This window comes from Novosphingobium sp. HII-3, from assembly GCF_002916655.1.
Classification (GTDB): domain Bacteria; phylum Pseudomonadota; class Alphaproteobacteria; order Sphingomonadales; family Sphingomonadaceae; genus Novosphingobium; species Novosphingobium panipatense.
The window spans coordinates 205,969-224,425 of the sequence record NZ_PPSM01000014.1; the positions used below are offsets into that span (position 1 = coordinate 205,969).

16 protein-coding genes are annotated in these 18,457 nt (G+C 66.6%); 8 read left to right on the top strand and 8 right to left on the bottom strand.

Translation table 11 applies throughout. From position 1 onward, the window contains the following. Positions 1 to 127: 127 nt before the first annotated feature. Both C2R25_RS04855 and C2R25_RS04860 read left to right on the top strand, forming a co-directional pair. Positions 128 to 1,219, top strand: coding sequence for a glycosyltransferase family 1 protein (locus C2R25_RS04855; protein WP_103728099.1), 1,092 nt, complete (start codon positions 128 to 130; stop codon positions 1,217 to 1,219). Between the two features lie 35 nt (positions 1,220 to 1,254). Beyond that, positions 1,255 to 2,394 (top strand): acyltransferase, encoded by a 1,140-nt coding sequence (locus tag C2R25_RS04860; protein WP_158250615.1) that lies wholly within the window; start codon positions 1,255 to 1,257, stop codon positions 2,392 to 2,394. A gap of 4 nt (positions 2,395 to 2,398) precedes the next feature. Here the strand turns inward: C2R25_RS04860 and C2R25_RS04865 are convergent, their stop codons facing one another. Further along, complete coding sequence (locus C2R25_RS04865; protein ID WP_233203766.1) at positions 2,399 to 3,373, bottom strand: polysaccharide pyruvyl transferase family protein; 975 nt, start codon at positions 3,371 to 3,373, stop codon at positions 2,399 to 2,401. Between the two features lie 98 nt (positions 3,374 to 3,471). On the opposite strand from C2R25_RS04865, the gene C2R25_RS04870 reads away from it, so the two are divergent. Beyond that, positions 3,472 to 4,974, top strand: coding sequence for a lipopolysaccharide biosynthesis protein (locus C2R25_RS04870; RefSeq protein ID WP_103728102.1), 1,503 nt, complete (start codon positions 3,472 to 3,474; stop codon positions 4,972 to 4,974). Positions 4,975 to 4,991: 17 nt separating this feature from the next. Here C2R25_RS04870 and C2R25_RS04875 read toward each other — a convergent pair whose 3' ends face one another. The 3 genes from C2R25_RS04875 to C2R25_RS04885 are packed head-to-tail and all read right to left on the bottom strand — an operon-like array spanning position 4,992 to position 9,748. Then, the gene (locus C2R25_RS04875) at positions 4,992 to 6,437 is read right to left on the bottom strand and encodes a hypothetical protein (RefSeq protein WP_103728103.1); all 1,446 of its coding nucleotides are present in this window, start codon (positions 6,435 to 6,437) and stop codon (positions 4,992 to 4,994) included. A gap of 16 nt (positions 6,438 to 6,453) precedes the next feature. Further along, complete coding sequence (locus C2R25_RS04880; RefSeq protein ID WP_103728104.1) at positions 6,454 to 7,596, bottom strand: glycosyltransferase; 1,143 nt, start codon at positions 7,594 to 7,596, stop codon at positions 6,454 to 6,456. After that, positions 7,589 to 9,748, bottom strand: coding sequence for an AAA family ATPase (locus tag C2R25_RS04885; RefSeq protein ID WP_103728105.1), 2,160 nt, complete (start codon positions 9,746 to 9,748; stop codon positions 7,589 to 7,591). Before C2R25_RS04885 ends, C2R25_RS04880 begins: the two co-directional genes overlap by 8 nt. Positions 9,749 to 10,022: 274 nt before the next feature. Between C2R25_RS04885 and C2R25_RS04890 the strand changes: the two genes are divergently transcribed. Next, entirely contained in the window at positions 10,023 to 10,619 is a 597-nt protein-coding gene (locus C2R25_RS04890) for a polysaccharide biosynthesis/export family protein (RefSeq protein ID WP_233203767.1), read from the top strand. 326 nt (positions 10,620 to 10,945) lie between these two features. On the opposite strand, the gene C2R25_RS04895 is transcribed toward C2R25_RS04890, so the two are convergent. Together C2R25_RS04895 and C2R25_RS04900 are read right to left on the bottom strand one after the other, a co-directional pair. Next, entirely contained in the window at positions 10,946 to 12,247 is a 1,302-nt protein-coding gene (locus C2R25_RS04895; RefSeq protein WP_233203768.1) for an outer membrane beta-barrel protein, read from the bottom strand. Positions 12,248 to 12,376: 129 nt separating this feature from the next. Next, on the bottom strand, positions 12,377 to 13,252 hold the full coding sequence (locus C2R25_RS04900; protein WP_103728107.1) for a zinc-ribbon domain-containing protein: 876 nt from the start codon (positions 13,250 to 13,252) through the stop codon (positions 12,377 to 12,379). A gap of 159 nt (positions 13,253 to 13,411) precedes the next feature. Here C2R25_RS04900 and ftsE point away from each other — a divergent pair, with 159 nt between their 5' ends. From ftsE to C2R25_RS04920, 4 genes are read left to right on the top strand one after another with little or no spacing between them, the layout of a single operon-like run. Then, the gene (ftsE, locus tag C2R25_RS04905; RefSeq protein WP_103728108.1) at positions 13,412 to 14,125 is read left to right on the top strand and encodes a cell division ATP-binding protein FtsE; all 714 of its coding nucleotides are present in this window, start codon (positions 13,412 to 13,414) and stop codon (positions 14,123 to 14,125) included. Positions 14,126 to 14,142: 17 nt separating this feature from the next. Continuing rightward, a complete protein-coding gene (locus C2R25_RS04910) occupies positions 14,143 to 15,048 on the top strand; it encodes an ABC transporter permease (RefSeq protein ID WP_103728584.1) in 906 nt (301 codons plus the stop codon). A gap of 30 nt (positions 15,049 to 15,078) precedes the next feature. Next, positions 15,079 to 15,618 (top strand): YdcF family protein, encoded by a 540-nt coding sequence (locus tag C2R25_RS04915; protein WP_103728109.1) that lies wholly within the window; start codon positions 15,079 to 15,081, stop codon positions 15,616 to 15,618. Further along, entirely contained in the window at positions 15,615 to 16,319 is a 705-nt protein-coding gene (locus C2R25_RS04920) for a 1-acyl-sn-glycerol-3-phosphate acyltransferase (RefSeq protein ID WP_103728110.1), read from the top strand. The genes C2R25_RS04915 and C2R25_RS04920 overlap by 4 nt, the downstream gene beginning before the upstream one ends. Positions 16,320 to 16,358: 39 nt before the next feature. Here the strand turns inward: C2R25_RS04920 and C2R25_RS04925 are convergent, their stop codons facing one another. Together C2R25_RS04925 and hisC are read right to left on the bottom strand one after the other, a co-directional pair. Beyond that, positions 16,359 to 17,273 (bottom strand): prephenate/arogenate dehydrogenase family protein, encoded by a 915-nt coding sequence (locus C2R25_RS04925; RefSeq protein WP_103728111.1) that lies wholly within the window; start codon positions 17,271 to 17,273, stop codon positions 16,359 to 16,361. Beyond that, the gene (hisC, locus tag C2R25_RS04930) at positions 17,270 to 18,409 is read right to left on the bottom strand and encodes a histidinol-phosphate transaminase (protein WP_103728112.1); all 1,140 of its coding nucleotides are present in this window, start codon (positions 18,407 to 18,409) and stop codon (positions 17,270 to 17,272) included. Before hisC ends, C2R25_RS04925 begins: the two co-directional genes overlap by 4 nt. Positions 18,410 to 18,457 lie beyond the last annotated feature (48 nt).

An 18,457-nucleotide genomic window follows, 5' to 3' on the forward strand; every position in this document is an offset into this window, starting at 1 on the left:
GCCGCGGCCTTCGAATTCGACGCTGCATCGTCGAACTTGCAGGGTTTTAACGGGCGACAGGCATGCAGGCGCTTCCTGCATCGCAGGCGGCGCGGCATTGAGGCTGCGATAAGACTGGGGGGCAACGATGTCGCAGAGTGCGCGCGCGATCCTGATCAACGGGCGTTTCCTGATGCAGCCGGTGACCGGGGTGCAGCGGGTCGCGCGCGAACTCGTGGCGGAAATGGACCGGCTGGCCGGAGCCGGCGAGATCGGGGTGCCACTTGCCCTCGCCTGCGAGCCCGGGGCGGACCTCGATGGCCTTTCTCTGAAGTACATCGCGGTTGAGCGTCGGGGCGGTGCGGCGGGTCACGCGTGGGAACAGTTCGTCCTGCCGCGCATGGTCGGCGGCAGGCGGCTCCTCTGTCTGGGGAACACGGCGCCCGTCGCGGCGGTGCTCGGCGGTGGAGGCGTGTCGGTCATGGTTCACGACGTGTCCTACCTGTCGCAGCCGCAAGCCTATTCGCGGCGCTACAGAATGGTGCACAGGGCTCTCCTCCCGCTCCTTCTTCGCGGGGCTGAGCAGATCGTCACGGTCTCCACGACCGAAGCCGAACGGTTGCAGCGGCTGCGACCGCAGCGACGATTCGTGGCGGCGCAGAACGGTGGCTGGAGCAACGACCGGGTGGAGCGCGCCAGTCCCGCCCCGCGCGAGCGGATGGTGCTTTACGTAGGCTCGCTGTCCCGGCGCAAGAACGTGGAGCGCGTCATTGAAGTGGCCGAGACGCTGGCGCGGGAAGACGGCATACGCACCGTCCTTGTCGGAGCCGGCAGTTCCATCCTCGCGCCCGTGCGGTCGAGCGTGGCGCCGGACGTGGCGCATATGCTGGAGTTCGTGGGCCAGGTGCCATCTCTGGACACCCTTGCCGACTACTACCGGCGCGCCGGGTGCCTGCTGTTTCCCTCCCTGTACGAAGCTTCGCCCTTGCCGCCCATCGAAGCCATGAGCCTGGGGTGCCCCGTCGTGGCGTCCGCCATTCCATCGATGACGGAGCGATGCGGCCGCGCGGCGCTCTACTGCGATCCGTTGGACAGCGCGGATATCCTGAGCTGCGTGCGGCGGGTTTGCAACGAACCGGAGCTTGGCGCGGCCTTGCGGAGCGAGGGGTTCCGGCAAGCGGAAAGCTATTCATGGCGGGCGCAGGCCCGCACGATCCTTCAGGCCATGACCGCGAGTTAACTTGGCCACGCGCCGAATGCCTCCAAAGTCCGGTCATGAGCACCGCGCATATTTCCTGTCCCGCCCGGCGGAGACCGGTTCACGGTCTGGACGTCGTGCGGCTCATCGCTGCGATGCTGGTCGTCATCTATCATCTCGGCTTCAAGGCCTGGGCGCTCCCGGGCAGCAGCCTGCGCCACGTGATCGATGCGCCTGTCACGCATCCGCCCGGCTACGGCCTCACGTGGTGCGGCTGGATCGGTGTGCAGGTGTTCTTCGTCGTGTCAGGCGCGGTGATTGCTTACTCGGCCGAGGGGGCGCGCCCCGGATCCTTTGCCAGGCGCCGTCTCGCCCGTCTTCTTCCTGCAATCCTCATCGCCACGCCGCTCGCCTTGCCGCTGGCGGTGCTCCTGTTTCGTACCCCGCCCGCCGCAGCCCTGATGCTGGGCCTGAAAACGGTGGCCTTCGCACCGGTCGGGCCGTGGATCATGGGCCAGTTCTGGACCATTCCCATCGAACTGGCGTTCTACGCGGCGGTCTGGGCAATCCTTGCATCCGGCGTGCCGGAGCGGGGGCTGCGGAGCCTGCCATGGGGGCTTGGGCTTGCGAGCGCCGGATACTGGTTTGGCGCGGCTTTCGGCGGGCTGCAGCCCGGCGGGAGGTTGGCCGAACTGCTGCTTGTGAGCCATGGCGTGTATTTCGCGCTGGGAATGCTCTGCGCGCAGCTGGGCACGGGCACCCTCGCGCACCGGCACGGCCTGCTCGCCCTGGTCTGTGCGGGTGCCGCTGCCGTTCAGGTCCGCACGACCGCGGGCTGGGAAATGGGTAGCCGGGCGGAACTGTCAGCGCAGTGGCTGGTGCCTTATGCTGTGTGGTTCATCCTTGCGGCAGCCGTGGGAGCATCGTTTCGATGGCGGTCTGCGATTGAGCTCAGGGTTGCGCGCCATGCGAAGGGATTGCGCATGGCGGGAATGACGACGTACCCCCTTTACCTCACGCATATCCATACGGGCGGTGCAGCCCTCGCTGCGTTCTCAGCTCTTGGCGTCCTGGCCGCATCGGTTCTGGCGTGCCTTGTCTCGCTGCTGGTCGCGTGGAGCATCGCTCTCCACCTGGAACCGCACGTCCATGTGACCGTAGACAGGGTGCTGAAGGACATCGCCATGCGAGCAAAAGGCGCTGTGCAGGCAGGATAGAGCTTCAGGCCGCCTGCCGCGCGCGTGCCGCCCTTCGTGCCCAGTCCGCCGCCATCTCGATGTCCGCTGCACGGATGACCAGTGGCGATTCTCCGGTGAAGGCTTCCATGAAGCGTCCGATCTTCCCGTACTGATTGTCGAGCACGGCGTGAGGCAGGCCCAGCAGCAGCGAAAGGATATGGACATGCAGCCTGTCCGTCACGATCGCACGGGCGCGGCCGAGCTGGCGGAACCCTCGCTCCACGCGATGCCGCGCGGCGGCCTCGTAGGAGCGGGCGCGGGCATTCGCCGGGGAAAGGCGAACCCACGCCTGGAGCGCACCTGCCGCCTTTGCACGGCGAACCGCCCCCGTGTCCTCCAGGAGCCAGTCTTCGACAGCCAGTCCCATCGGGCGCCATGCGGACGATGTGGCGCGCTCCCGGTCTGTGCGCAGCATGGCGAGCACGTCCATTGCCGGAGGGGGCGGGCGCCGCCGGCCAAGAGCAAAGGCGCTGTCGGGGCACAGGTGCACCGCGCAGTCGAAGTGGCGCTGCGCCAGCTTCAGGGATGGTTCGTCCCGGACCAAGAGAGTGAAGTCCGGGTGACCTGCGATGGCGCGAGCGGTCTGCGCGATGCGCGCTGCGTCGGTGTAGTGGATGGACTGGGGCAGCTGGACGATCTTCCGGTCCCGCAGCCGCTGGATCACGTCCTCCCGAAACGTCTGGTGATGGTTCCATATGTCGCCGAAGTTGCCGCCGCCGTGGAGGAAGATCGTCCCTTCCGGGACGACGGCGGCGCGCAGTTCCTGTTCATCGAAGTTGTGGAACGCGCAGACGTAATCCGGGTTCGCACCGGTAAGCCGGCGCAGAAGCTGCAGTTCGCCGATCCATATCGCCGAATCCCCGACATTGGCATGGTTCGGGAAGTCGATAAGAGCAAAAGACGACGTAGAATGTGGAGAAAGTACGTCAAGCAGGTGAGCTTCAAGTCTCGCGATCAAGTCGTTAACGGATTTTAATCCCGCATTCACGTGATCTCTTCCTCGGGTATTTACATGTTCTATTGCCTCGCATCTTAGGGGATTCTACGCAAGGGGTGATGGTAGAGCATGAGGACAATCGCGACGGGGCACTGCGACGGCGCGCGGCTCGTGCAGTCGGGTGGAGCATCGCGCGCATAGCCGGCGACCAGTTGTTCGGCTTCCTTGTATTCGCGGCACTGGCGCGGACCCTCGATCCGGCAACCCTGGGCATCTTCATAGTTGGCCTCGCCGTGGCGGAAGTCGGCAAGATCGTCGCGCAGGGTGGTCTTGTCAGCAGCCTTTACCGGGCACCCGCGTTGACGCCGCAGCTGGTGGACACGGTGTTCTGGGCCAATCTGGGCATGGGCGTTGTCGTGGCACTTGCCTGCCTTGTGCTGCAGTATCCGCTGGCCCGCGCCATGGGAAGCGCCGAGGCTGCGCCGGTCATCGCGGCGATGGGCTTCGTGGTGCCCATTTCGGCGGCCGGCGCGTCCCATATGAGCCGCACCTTGCGCGCATTCGGCCATCGGGCGCTTGCGGCCCGCTCGCTCGGCGCGGGAATCGTGGGCGGTTGCCTTGCGCTGTGGGCGGCCGATGCCGGCTGGGGTGTCTGGGCGCTGGTGTTCCAGCGCTTCGCCAGCGAAACCATCGGGACGCTCGTGGCCTGGCGCGCCTTTCGCTGGCGACCGGGGTTTGCCTTCTCATGGCGAACGCTGCGGGAGCAATGGCGGTTGGGTGTGAGCGTGGCCAGTTCGCAAGTGCTGATCGTGACGCTCAACCGCATGCAGGACGTGATCCTCGCCCGTACTCTCGGTCCCGGCACGGTCGGGGTGTATCGCACTGCCTGGAAGGCCATGGACGTGATTGCGCAGGGCGCCATTACACCGGTTTCGACGGTGTCGGTGCCCACGCTCGCCAAGCTGCAGCACGATATGCCTGCCTTCCGGCGCTGCTATGTTCGGCTGGTTTCCCTGACCGCGATGATCGCCTTGCCCGCCATGGCCGGGGTGGGCGTGATGGCGGACCGCCTGATCCCGCTGCTTTTTGGGGAGCATTGGGAGCAGAGCGTCCCTGTGGCCCGCGTCCTGTGCCTTCTTGCGCTGCCTGTCGTGCTCAACTTCTTCGCGGATCCTGCGCTGACCGTGCTCGGCAAGGCAGGCATCATCGCACGACTGGCGGCCACACAGGTTATGATCACACTGCTGTTCTGCCTGGTGGCGGCGCCCTACGGCATCGTCTGGTTCGCCGCGGCCTACGTCGCCAGGGCCTACCTCACCATGGTTCTCCAGATGGTCCTCCTGCAGCGGAGTGCAGGCATCCGCGCGCGGGACGTGGCGGTTGGCGTGGCACCTGCCGTGGGCGCCGCAGTGGTCATGGCTCTTGTGGTGTGGACCACGGCCGACACGATGCCGCAGGGCCCGTTCGACAGCGTGGCGTCCCTTTTACCCATCGCGTTTCTCATCCTGCAGGGCACACTGGTTTATGCTGCGGTGCTCCTCACGTTCATGGGCCGCAGGCGGTGCCTGGAACTGGTGCAGTTTGCACGGGGCTTCAGCATCGGCACCCAGGCACCTGATTGACGCGGGAGGCCCAAGTGTCAGGCGGGCGCCTGCGCGGGTGCTGCAGGCGCAGCGCTGCTGCTCGTCAGGGGCCGCGTCCGGCCGCGCAACGCGATGGCAGAGCCGGAAAGGATGGCGAAAGTCAGCCCGGGATCACAGCTCGGCGCCGAAACAGACGCTACGCCGGCGCCGACAAGCACCGCCCATGCCGCCGAGGCGCCGATGTCGCAGTGCCGGTCACCGACAGGGCGGTAAGTCGAGAGTGCAAGCGGACCGAGGGTCCTGAGAAGGTGCGCCAGGAACGCGACCGCGCCGACCACGCCGGTCGACCCCAGGATCGCAGTGGCAAGGCTCGATGAGCGGAACGATCCGGGTCCGATGCCCAGCCCGTGGGAGATGACGAAGGCGTCTATGCCCTGCCAGGCCCAGAACAGCCTCTGCCGTCCGGAAAATGAGGCGGCCTTGTCGACTGTCGTGTGCTCGAGCAGTTTGCGCATCGCGGCGGCAAGGAGCGGGTCGAGCACCAGCAGCGCGCTGACGGCGATGACGGCGCCGATCGCGACCAGCGAAAGCCAGGCCAGTCGGTCGCGGGCGATGAGGCCCGGGGTGGTCGCGGCGCGGACGAGCAACGCCCCCCCGGACAGGGCGAGGCCGACGTAGGCCGTGGTCGATGTGCTGGCGAGGAGGGCGAGCCCCAGTACAAGGGCAGCCGGCCCGGTCAGATGTGGCTCCACCCGCCTCAACCAGCATTCAAAGTTGAAGACGAACCAGCCGACGCCAAATGCGGCGAAGGAGGAGGCTTCGGGCCAGATCCCGTTCATACGCACGAAACCTTCCCAACGGTGATCAAGCTGGGCGTAGGCGCCGTTTCGGAAAAAGCCGAGAGCGGTGTCGACGGGCGTGTCGCGCAAGGCGACACTGGCGAAACCGGTGATCCCGTGGACGAGGGCGAGCGTTGCTCCCGTCCTGACGAGGGCCTCGCTTCCGCGCGGCATGCGTACGACCGCATGAGCGGCAAGCGCCATGCCTAGCGTCCCGGCCATGTAGATGGCCGTGGTCAGGTTCTGAGCCGTGAATCGAAGCGGAGCGGCAGCAAGGATGCGGGCTGTCTCCGATCCGTATCGTTCGCGAAGCTGCCCCCGCAGCGGCGTGACGTCCAGCGCGCCCTCGAAAAGGCGCGGCAACACCAGTGCCGCAAGAATGCCATAGGCCACGAAAAGGACGAGCCACGCGTTGCCCTCGACCGCCGCTCTCATGGCGCCCGGTGCGACGCCCCCCGGCAGCACACAACGCAGCAGAAGGAGACCCAGCGCGAAGTGGGCAGGGGACACCGATGAGCCGCCGAGCGCAGGCAGGAACACGGCGGCCGATCCGCCCAGCAGGGTCGACGCTACGACGAGCGCGAAGAGCGGGGTCAGGGATCCGAAGCCGAAGAGGGCAAGCGCCAGTAGCAGCTGAAGGGCGCCAACGGCGGTGAGTTCCATAAAGCCAGCCTTCCGGTCAGAGCAACGATCGCAGTATGCCCGCGTCGAACACCGAGGGGGCAAAACGGCTCGCCTGAAGCATGGCCAGTTCCGGCTCGAAACCGGAAAGCCAGTCCTCGAACCGCGACACGGCGTCCATGAGCGACGCCACGGTCTGGTCGTCGAAGAAGATGCCGGTCTGCCCGTCGATGACGGTGTCGAGTGCCCCGCCCTTGCGATAGGCGATCACCGGGCGCCCCGAAGCCATGACCTCCACAGGCGCGATGCCGAAGTCCTCTTCGGCGGTGAACAGGAAGCCGCGGCAGCGCGCGTAAACTCTGCGCAGGCTGGTGAAATCGAGCCTTGGGACGATCGTCACGTTGGGGCGCGCCGCGCGCCTGAGGCCGGCCGCCATGGGGCCGTCTCCCACGACCGTCAGGGGCAGGCCCAGCCGGTTGAAGGCTTCCACGGCAAGATCAGGCCGCTTGTACGGGACGAGCTGGCCGACCCACAGATAGCTGTCCTCCACCGTCTCCGACCGATCAAACAGGCTGACGTCGACCGGTGGATGCACCACGGTGGAGGGGACACGCCAGGCGCGGGCGATACGCCGCTGGATGAAGTGCGAGTTGGCGATGTAGCGATCCACGCGTGACGCCGATGCCACGTCCCACGTGCGCAGCTTGTGAAACAGGTAGGGCATGACCGCACGGTTGAGGGCGCCGGCAGTGTCCCGATACTGATGGTAGTGATCCCACAGGTAGCGCATCGGCGAGTGGACGTAACAAAGGTGCGTGGCGTCGGGATCCGTGATGACGCCCTTCGCAGGGCCACTCTCGCTGCTGATGACCAGATCGTAGCCGCGCAGATCCATCTGTTCGAGCGCCAGAGGCATGAGGGGGAGGTATTTCTGGTAGTGCCGTCGCGCGCCGGGAAGCTTCTGGATGAAGCTCGTCGTCACCTTCCGGCTCGCGATCGCATGCGAAACCCGGCTCGGATCATAGACGTGCGTGAAGATGTCAGCCTCAGGAAACATGCTCAGAAGCCGTTCGATGACTCGTTCGCCGCCGCGCATGGTGACGAGCCAGTAGTGGACGATCGCCACCCGGCGAAACTTCTGCCGGACAAGGCCGAGAAGCGCATCGTCCTCACCCTCGGCGACGGGCCGAAGATTAAGCATAGTAACTCTTGTACGCCTTGTAGAAGGCGTTCTCGTCAAGGCCGAAGGCAGCCTGTTTGCGAACGTTCACGCGCGTGAGGATGAGCCCGGCCAGCCCCACGGCGCCGCCGGGCAGAAGCCGCAGGAGCGAGCGGATGGCCGCTTCGGGCGTATGGCGCCAGCGGGTGGCAATGACGGCGGCATCCGCCTTGCCCAGGAGAAGCCTTGCATCCGCCATGGGCAGCACCGGTGCCGTGTCCATGATGATCGCATCGAAGGCCGGTGCGGCTCTGGCCAGCAGCGTGTCCATCGCAGGCCCGGTGAGCAAGGCGTGATCCTCCTGCGCGGCGCTGAGCGGCAGGATCGCAAGGCCGGTGCGCGGGTCGGTCACGACTGCCTCCTCAAGGCTGGCCTCCCCCCGAAGGACCTCGAGCAGGCCGACCGCGCGTGGGCTGCCGATCCAGCGGCTGACACCCCGGCGGCGCACATCGCAGTCGATCAGCAGGATGGCGTCGCAAGCCTCCGCCATGGACCGCGCCAGACACAAGGCCACTGTCGTCTTGCCCTCTGACGGCAGAGCAGAGGTGATGGCGATGATCTTCGGGCTTTCCACCGAAAAGGCGATGGAGGTGCGAAGATTGCGGAAGGCCTCCGCAAAAGCCGACCGGGGCTGGTCTATCACGGCGTCGACCGGGTTGCCCCGCGCCTTCCGGCTTGTGACCGAAGCAAGTTCCGGAACCGAGCAGAGATAGTTCAGGCCGAGACGCTGCTCGACCTCTTCCCCGGTGGAGAAGCCGCTGAATTGCAGCTCGGCGAAGAGGGCGCAGATGAGGCCAAGGCCGACCCCGATCGCTCCCGCGAGAGTCAGGTTCAGCAAGATGTTCGGCCGGGCAGGAACGTCGCTTGGTTGCGCCGGGTGAAGCACGCGGGCTTCGGGTCTGCGGATGCCGGAGCGGGCGGCCAGTTCACGGTGACGGCCGAGATAGCTTTCATACAGCTGGCGCGAGGCCTGCGCGCGCTGCTCCAGATCCTGCAGGGCGACCATGGCGATATTGTCGCGGCGCAGCGCGCCTTCGGACGCCTGAAGCGAACCGCTGAGCGATTCCGCCCGGCGCTGCGATACGGCGGCCCTGGCGGAGAGATTGGAGATAACCCGGCCAATTTCGTCGCGGATCTGCGCATCCACGGCCTGAAGCTGGCTGCGGGCGCGCTGCAGGTCGGGATGGCGGGGACCGTACTTGCTGGAGAGCGATGCGATCTCGGCGGCGTGCAGGGCCTGTTGCTGGCGCAGCGAACCGATAACGGGAGATCCAAGCGTTTCACCCACGTCTTCGCCGCTCGAGCCGGAACCGAGTTGCTGGCGTGCGATCGCGAGCCGGGCGGCGTCTTCGGCCGCTTGCGCTCGTGCTGACGTCACTTCCTGGTTGTAAGCGGAGATTTCCTGCTCCGTCAGCGAGCGGTCGCTGGTACTGGGCAGGTTATTTGCCAGCCGATAGCGCGCAAGCGCGGCTGCATCGTCCGAAGCCTGCCGCCGCGCCTGCTCCATGCGGCTGCCGATTTCCTGCAGCGACCGCGCGTCGGCGGCTTCCTTTTCCGTGACCGACCCTTGCGTGTACTGCTCTGCAAAGGCGTTCGCGATGCGTGCGGCTTCCCGGGCGTCCTCGCTCTCGAAGCTGATGGACAGGGTGTACGTGGCGCCGGTGCGCGCTGTCGTCACTCCGCCTTCCACGTATGCGATCGCGGCGTCTCGTGCTTGCTCTTGCGTAGCGCCCTCGACCAGAAAGCGGGGTTCGCGAGCCAGATCGAGGCGCTTTACGACAGCGGCCACGTTGCGGCTCGACGCCATCTCCTCCACCTGCGTGTCGATCCACGTTTCGCCCATGGCGCCCTGCGCCGCAAGGCGGTCCTCGTCGGTGAGCGGGGCTACAGGCGCAACCTTCGGGTCCAGGGTGACGTCCGCCGTCGACAGATAGGTGGGCGTCTGGCGCGCAGAGATGACAAGCCCCGCAGCGAGACTGCCCAGCGTCAGCGCCAGCATAAGAGGCCAGCGACGCCGCAGGAAGGCGATGAGCGCACCTGCATCGACCCGGTCAGCCGCGGTGTGCGGAACGCGCGTCCCCGCCGTTGGTGCGATCTGCCCTGGCGGGGGCGCAAGGACAATGGACTGATTCACGTGATTACCACCCCTGTTTCCCGGTCCATGTCAGGCAGCCGGAATCGCGTGGCTTGTCGGCGCTCTTTCGGCTGTAGCGCAAGTATCAGTTGACGGTTTTCAAAAATGTAACAGGCACAAGAAGCGTACTGATATCAAATCCTTCAGCGAAAATTGTGCAGCTGTATTTAGCGGTGCGTCGACTTTCATTTTTGTAATTGGAGTATGGAGGTCGAATGAGGCTTTTGGTGCCGTGACGTTGCGGCACGTGACATGGCCCGAGGAGATTTTTGCAGTGACGGTGAACTTGAAGCCGTGCGGCGCTCTGTTCCTTGCGATCGCCGCAGGAGCGATGGCGCTGCTCGTGCAGGGGTGCGCCACTTCAAGTGCGCCACCCCTCAGTGCGGCTGAAAGCCGGATGAGTCTGGGGGCGTACAAGCTCGGTGCCGGGGATCGGCTGCGCGTGACCGTCTACAACGAGCCCAGCCTTTCAGGCGAATTCGCCGTTTCAAGCGCAGGCCGGATCGCCTTCCCGCTGGTCGGCATGATCGACGCGGCAGGACGCAGCGTCGAGGAAATGACGGGCGTGCTGACAGCCCTCCTGGCGGATGGGTACATGACCGATCCGAGGGTCAGCATGGAAGTGCTGAACTATAGGCCCTACTACATACTTGGCGAAGTGCAGAGGCCGGGGCAGTATCCCTACGTCGCAGGCATGACGATCGAACAGGCCGTGGCTGCCGCAGGGGGGTTCGGTTATCGGGCCAACTCCGCGCGGGTAAATCTGCGCAGGACGGCCGATGCGCCGGAAAAATCGGTCGGGCTGCGCGGGAACCAAGTGGTCATGGTCATGCCCGGCGACACCATCCGGGTTCTGGAGCGCCACTTCTGACGCTGCGCGTGCCGCGCGTCCGCTCACGCGGCTTTTCAGAGGCGAATGTCTCGAGAGCCGATCCTCCGTATCCGCGCGCGACGCTCCTGATCGCGGCTATGGCACCAGGGTCGGCAAAGGCGAGCACCTGGCCGTAAAGACGCGGAGAACACCACGCCTCCGTCCGCGCGCCTCTGGGAGCAGTGTCGGTTGTCGGCCGTAAGGGCGGCTGAGAGCGCCATCTGCGGAGTTCACGGCTCTGCTGCGGGCGGAGACCGGGGCGCGGAGAGGGGCACCGCCAGGACTGCATCCGGACCCGCTTGAAAGGCCCGGGCCTTGAAGCGCGATCACAAGGCGTACCGAAGGGACACCGTCGTGCGGCTGCGGTCGAATGCGCGGGCCAGATCGGGAAGCGCCGGCGCGCCGTGACTGCGGGTTCGCTGGACGTTGCTCGCCAGGGACAGCTTGACCCTGCGGCTCAGCAGCCAGTCTCCGCCAAGCCCCCCCGCCAGATCGTTTTGAGCGCGGACCGAGCCGGAGTATTCGCTGGTCGTGTAGTCGACCCGCGCCCAGACAAGCAGGTTGCGCAGCGCCTCATGGTCCACCCGGGCGCCGTAGCGGCTCTGCCGGATGCCGGCGATGCTCACGAGAGGAGAGCGCTGGATCGAGCGTCGTGCCTCGATCGACCAGGTGGTAAGGCGGGTCGGGCTCCATTCGATCTCCGCGCTGAAATCGAGCCCGCGGATGCGAGGAAACACCGGGTCTGCGAAGCTCTGATCCTGATAGCCGATGGCGGCGCGCCCGCGAATTAGCCGGCTAAGCCCGAAGCCGACACCGCCGCGCAGGGACCAGCCATCCGAACTGCGGTCCAACCGGGCGAGGTCGTCAGGGTAGCGGGCCTCGTTGTACGTGCCTTCCGCGAAGGCGAGGATGCCCGGTGCGGCAGCGTAGCCCACGCGAAGGCCGATGTTCCACGTGTGATAATCGCGCGCGGCGCTGATCGCCTCATCCCGGCCGGGGTGCCGGCCGTAAACGTATCGATCCATTCCCGCCTCCGCTTCCAGTGTCAGACGCCCTGTGGCGTGGCTGGCGGCAAGTTCCAGATTGACGGTGTCGTACGCTGTTCGCGGGCCGCGCCGGTCGACGTCGCCGATGGAACCGCGAGGTTCGTAGGCACGCGCGTACCCGGCTTGCGCGGTGACCTGGCTTCCCGCCCCCCAATCAAGCCGGCCGGATGCCCGCGCCTCATAGGTCCGGGTGTTCTCGTCGTCCTGGGAAACCCCGCGTGTCAGAGCAGCAGACGCATCGAACGCCAAAGCATGGCGGCTCCAGGTGGAGCGGGCGGATACGTCGCCTGCAATCGCCGCCAGGGCGTCGTCGACAACGTCTTTGCGTGAGGCATAGATATTGTCGTCATAGGTCAGCCGTGTCTCCAAGAACACAAGCGCCTCGAACCCGCCGAAGCGGAGGGGAGAGGGATCGAGATCGGGACGCGCGCGTTTCTGTACGGAGATCGCGCCATCGGCCGTGCTCCTCTCCTGCGCCTGCGCGGCCGAAGCTGCACAGGCTCCCAAAATGCAGAGCAGGACGGGCACGCGGCCGGCCTTCGGGAGGAACCGACCTGCCGTCCATCCGCTTTTGCGCTTCAAGCTTGCCCACGCTTCACGATTGATCGCCCTCAAGAGGGTTGATGCCCTCTCAAGGTCTTTGCGGGGGCGATCCGCTGGCGGCAAATGAACGATTTGTCACGCCGCGCCCAGCGGCGCGGGTCCTCCCGATCAGTCGGGTTTCCAGCCGATCTCCGCCGCAGCGGCTGCCTTCGGAATATCGATCAGCGCCTCGTTCACGGTGATCGTCTCGCCCGGAGCGAGCTCCCGACGGGCAGGCACGACTTCCTTCTCGTAGACTACCGTCTCGCGCCGGTCGCGCAGGATGACGAGCAGCGACGGCACCTTCCGGCTACGGGCGCCAATGTTAGTGATCGTGCCGCTGACGCTGAAGAATTCCGTTCCGTCCGGCAGCGGCTTGCGATCCTGCCGACTGCGGGGGAAGTCGAGCTTGAGGTCGGGCTGCGCCTGCTGGAAGGTCGGGCGGGGCACCGGCAGCCAGTCCGGCAGCCCGCCAAAGGCAACCGCCGTCGCAATCCCGAGCGTTGCGACAGCGAAGGCCACCGCCGCGAAGGTTCCGATCCGGTTCCAGTTGCGACGGGGACGGAATGGCGGGGAAAAGTCGAAGTTCGACGGGCCCTCGTCCGCGTAGGGTTTGTTGGAGGTGTCGTCGTAGAAGGGCGGGTTCGTTCGACGGGGCGGCGGCGGGGCGTTATCGCGCGCGGCCTCTCCCGGATCGGCTGCGGCGCGCGGGATCACGACGGCGGGTCGGGGCGTCGGGCGTGGAGGCGAGGCGGCGTCGGGTGTGCCCGATGCAGGCTGCTGCGCCAGAGCAGTCGGCACCGGAGCGGAAGGCGTCGGGGCGGAAGGCGTTTGGGCTGCGGGTGGCTGGGCTTCAGAAGCGGGCGCCGGCTGGCCTGCATCCTCCGAATTGTGCTGGAACCAGCTGTGGCGGCACTTCGCGCAGCGTACCGTCCGGCCTTCCACGCCGATGGCGCTGTCCGGAACGGCGTAGCGCGTGGAGCAGGCGGGACAGGCTATGATCATGACCTTCCCATAAGCACGGCTTGTCCGGGCACGACAAGCGCCATCATCCTGGCATCGCGTCGGACCACCCTTTTTTCCACATGCCTTTTGCGAGCGCAGGCGTCTCGCTATAGGGGCTTGTCGCCCGTTCGGTAGACTGCAACACGATCCTTCAAGAGCATGACCGCAGACGGCGAAATCATCCACTTCGACAATGTCGGCCTGCGCTACGGCACCGACCGCGAGGTGTTGAGCGACCTGACGTTCACGCTCCATGCCGGGCGCTTCTACTTCCTGACGGGGGCGAGCGGGGCCGGGAAGACATCGCTTCTGCGGTTGCTTTACCTTGCCCAGCGGCCCTCCCGAGGCGGGATCCGGATGTTCGGCACCGATGTGATCACCCTGCCGCGCGCGGAACTGCCCGTCATGCGGAGGCGGGTTGGCGTCGTGTTCCAGGACTTCCGGCTGGTCGATCATCTTTCCGCCTACGACAATGTGGCGCTGCCGCTGCGGGTGGCCGGCCATTCGGAGCAGGATCTTGCCGGTCCCGTGCGGGACATCCTCGAATGGGTGGGGCTTGCCGACCGCATGGACGCGCCGCCCGCGACGCTGTCCGGCGGCGAACAACAGCGCGTGGCGATCGCCAGGGCCGTGATCGCTCGCCCGGCAATGCTGGTCGCGGACGAGCCGACGGGCAACGTCGACACGGACATGGCGGCCAAGCTGATCCGGCTGTTCGACATGCTCAATCGGCAGGGCACTACGGTGGTCGTGGCGACACACGACCTGGACCTGCTTCGCAAGGTGCCCGACAGCCTCATCATGCGGCTGGACAAGGGGCGTCTCTCCGATCCGACGGGCGCCCTGCGCTATCCGCCAAGGAAGCTGACGTGACCGTGCGGCCGGGATGGATGCGCCGGCTGGCGGGAAGCGGCCGCGTGGAGCTGATCCCGCAGGGGCGCATGTCAGGGCCTATGCCGTGGGTCATCGCGATCATGGTGGCGATGACCGCCATCGCGCTCGCCGCCGGCCTCGCACTTGGTAACGCCGTGTCGGCGGCCAGGGCTGAAATCGAAGGCGGGGTGACGGTGCAGATCATCGAGCCGCGCCCGGAGGTCCGCGCGGAGCAGGCGGCGCTGGCGATCAGGGCGATCGAAACGATGCCGGGGGTGGCAGGGATCAGGCAGGTTCCGCAGGCCGAACTCGATGCCTTGATAGAACCGTGGCTGGGAACCGGCGTGACAGGGGCTGCGGCGGGTATGCCGGGCATACCGGTTCCCTCCCTGATCGACGTACGTCTCGAGGGTGCGGTTACGCCGGCGAAGCTGGCGCAGATCGCACAGCGGGTGGAGCAGGTCGCTCCCTCCGCACGGGTCGATGCACAGTCCAACTGGCTCAAGCCTGTGTTCGAGGCCATGCTCTCGCTGCAGGTGCTGGCGATGGTCGTCGTGGCGCTGCTGGCGGTAGCCCTTGCCGCCGCGGTGCTTCTGGCGGCGCGATCGGCGCTGGGCACCAACCGCAATACGATCGAGATCGTTCATCTGCTGGGCGGCACGGATGCACAGGTCGCCCGGGTGTTTCAGCGCTCGATCGGGTATGACGCCGCAGGGGGCGGGGCTGTCGGTCTCGCGCTTGCGCTGGTGGTCGTGCTCGCGCTGGGTCGGCGGTTCGAGGGGTTGGGTGCGGGACTGGTGGATTACGGCGCGCTTTTGTGGAGCGACTGGTTGTGGCTGGCGGCCGTGCCGGTGCTGGCGACACTGCTCGCCATGCTCACCGCGCGCCTCACCGTTCTGCATGTCCTGCGAAAGATGCTGTAACATCCGCGAACCCCTATATAGCGATCGCCTATGTTCCGTCGTCTCACAGCCTCCGTCGTGCTGATATGGGCCCTTGGGTTCGTATGGTTCGCCGTCGCGCTTCCCGGTCCGCTACCCGGAACGGTGCGGACGGACGCGATCATCGTGCTGACCGGAAGCCGGGGGCGGATCGAACACGCGATCGATGTTCTGGCGCGGGGCAAGTCCCCGGCCGTGCTCGTATCGGGCGTCGATCGCGAAGTGCGCCCGCGTGAGTTCGCTGCCCAGTTCAAGGTGCCCCCGCAGCTGATGCGCTGCTGCGTGACTTTGGGCTACCGCGCGTACGACACGCGCTCGAACGCCGTGGAGGCGGCGCAGTGGGTGGCCGAGCATGAAGCGAAGTCCGTACGGCTCGTCACGGCGGACTGGCACATGCGCCGCGCCGCGCTGGAAATCGCGCGGGCGCTGCCGGCCGACGTCCGGCTCGAGCTGGACGGCGTTCCCTCGCACCCCAGCTTCAGCATACTGTTTCTGGAATACCACAAGCTGCTGGCGCGCCACGCGCTCAACCTTTGGGAAAGATTTCGATGAGGTCCGATAAAGCGACGGCGCTGGATGTGGTGCGCTCGCTTCTGTTCTATGTGGTGTTCTACGGCGGCACTGTCGTCATGGTCAGTGCGTGCTTCGTGGCCTCCCTCTTCGGCGACGAGCCGCTGCGGCGAACCGTGAGGGGCTGGTCGCGGCTTCATCGCTGGTGCGCGCGCTGGATACTGGGCATCCGCATCGTCGTGGAGGGGGAGTTCCCGAACGAAGGCGTTCTGGTGGCCCTGAAGCATGAAAGCTTCTTCGAGGCGATCGATCTGCCGGCGCAGATGCTCTATCCCGCACCCTTTCCGAAGGCCGAACTGGCCGAGATACCGGGTTGGGGCTGGGCCGCGCGGCGCTACGGGGCCGTCGTGGTCCAGCGCGGGGAAGGCGCCAAGGCGCTGCGGGCGATGGTCTCCAGCGCGCGCGGTTTCGCGGCGCAGGGAAGGCCGCTCGCCATCTTCCCGGAAGGCACACGGGTCCCGACCGGGGCCAGGCCGCCGCTGCAGTCGGGCTTCGCAGGGCTCTACAAGCTTCTCGACCTGCCGATCGTTCCTGTCGCGGTCAACAGCGGCCGCCTTTACCATCGGCGTTGGAAGAAGCCCGGGACCATCACTTTCCGGGTGGGCGAGCGTATCGCCCCGGGGCTCCCGCGCGACGACGTCGAGGCACGGGTCCATGCCGCCATCAACGCCCTGAACACCTGAAGCGCAAGTCCACCGCCCGGGGGTGCGGCCGCGCCGTTCTTACCGGCCTTCGTGATCGCCGCGACCGAAGTCGGGGCGGGCGTCGTCCTGGCCTTCTTCGATGATCGAGCGGCGAATGGCACGGGTGCGGGCGAAATGATCGAACAACTGGTCGCCGTCACCGATCCGGATGGCGCGCTGCAGGGCCGTCAGATCCTCTGTGAAGCGCTGCAGCATGGTCAGCACCGCCTCCTTGTTCGACAGGAAGACGTCGCGCCACATGGTGGGGTCGGAGGCGGCGATGCGGGTGAAGTCGCGGAAGCCGCCCGCCGAATATTTGATGACTTCGCTTTGCGTCACGTCCTCGAGGTCAGAGGCGGTGCCGACGATGGTGTAGGCGATCAGGTGCGGCAGATGGCTGGTGACGGCAAGTACGAGGTCGTGGTGCTCGGCCGTCATGATCTCGACGTTGGCGCCCAGCGCTTCCCAGAAGCTGACGAGCCCGGACAGCTTCACCATATCGACCTTGGCGGGCGGAGTGACGATGCACCATCGGTTGCGGAAGAGGTGAGCAAAACCCGCGTCCGGCCCTGAATTCTCCGTACCGGCTACCGGATGGGCCGGGATCACCACATGTTCCGGAAGAGCGTCACCCAGTGCCTTGGCGACGGCCTGCTTGGAGGATCCCACGTCGCTGACGAGCGCATTGGCCGGAAGTCCCGCGCGGACCTGCTCGGCCGCGATGCCCATCACACCGGGCGGCACGCAGAAGATGACGAGATCGGCGTCGCGGACGGCTTCGGCAGCGGTCGTGCATACCTCGTCGACCAGGCGGCGCTCCGCGGCGCGGGCGCGGTGCTGCGCGCTGAGGTCATAGCCGCGCGTGCGGCTTTCCGGCAGGAACTCGCGTACGGCCAGGCCAATGGAGCCGCCCTGCAGCCCGAGCCCGATGATAGCGATATTGGCAAAGGTCATTTCGCGTCTTCCGCCATCTCGCGAAGGGCTGCGGCGATCGCGTCCATGTCCTCGGACGTGCCGATAGTGATGCGCAGGGCCTGCGGCAGGCCCTGGCCGGGCAGCCACCGAACGATGTAGCCGCGATCCGCGAGGCCCTCGAAAGCCGCCTCGGCGGTCAGGACGCCTTCGAACAGGACCAGCACGAAGTTAGCCTGGCTTGGCAGGGGACGAAGCCCGTGGTTGCCGAGCGCCTCCAGCTTTTCGACGAAACGGGCTCGTTGTTCGAGGTTGTGCTGTCGGCTTGCCTCGACGAAGGCCGGGTCCGCAAGGGCGGCAAGAGCCATCGCCTGCCCGGTGCTGGGGACATTGAAGGGGCCCCGGATGCGGTTCAGCGTGGCGACAAGGCCCGGTGCGCCGGTGGCCCAGCCGATGCGCTCACCGGCAAGGCCGAAAATCTTCGAGAATGTGCGGGTGACGAGGACGTTCTCATGCGCGGCGGCAAGCGTCAGCGACCCGTCTTCGTCCTCGGGTGCGAGATATTCGGCGTAGGCCTGATCCAGAACGAGCACCACGTCCGAGGGCAGGCCGGCGTGCAGGCGCGCGATCTCACCGGCGGGCAGGTAGGAGCCGGTGGGATTGTTGGGGTTCGCCACAAAGACCAGGCGCGTGCGCTCCGACACAAGCGCGAGGAGGGCGTCGACGTCGGTCCCGTAATCCCGGTCCGGCGCGACGACGGGCGTCGCGCCGCAGCGCCTTGCGGCGATGTCGTAGACGGAAAAACCGTAGCGCACGTAGATGACTTCATCGCCCGGCCCCGCATAGCCCTGTGCGATGAGGTTCAGCAGTTCGTCCGAGCCGGTGCCCATGACAATCCGCGCCGGATCGATACCGTGACGCTCACCCAGCTCGGCGCGCAGAGCCGCGCTGTCAGGATCGGGGTAGAGGGCCGGTGCCTGCGCCTTCGCGGCCAGCGCTGCAGGGCTTGTGCCCAGCGGGTTCTCGTTGGCGGACAGCTTGATGAGCGGGCGTCCGTCCTTGCCCTTGGACTTGCCGGGAACATAGGCGTGAATACCCTCGATCCACGGCTTCGGGGTGGGGGCTTTCGCGCCGGCGGTCGAGGTGGTGATCGTTTCGCTCATGACGGGCGGCCCCATAACCCAGCGCGGCGGCTAATGACAGAGGCCGATTGAGGCTCTATTGGG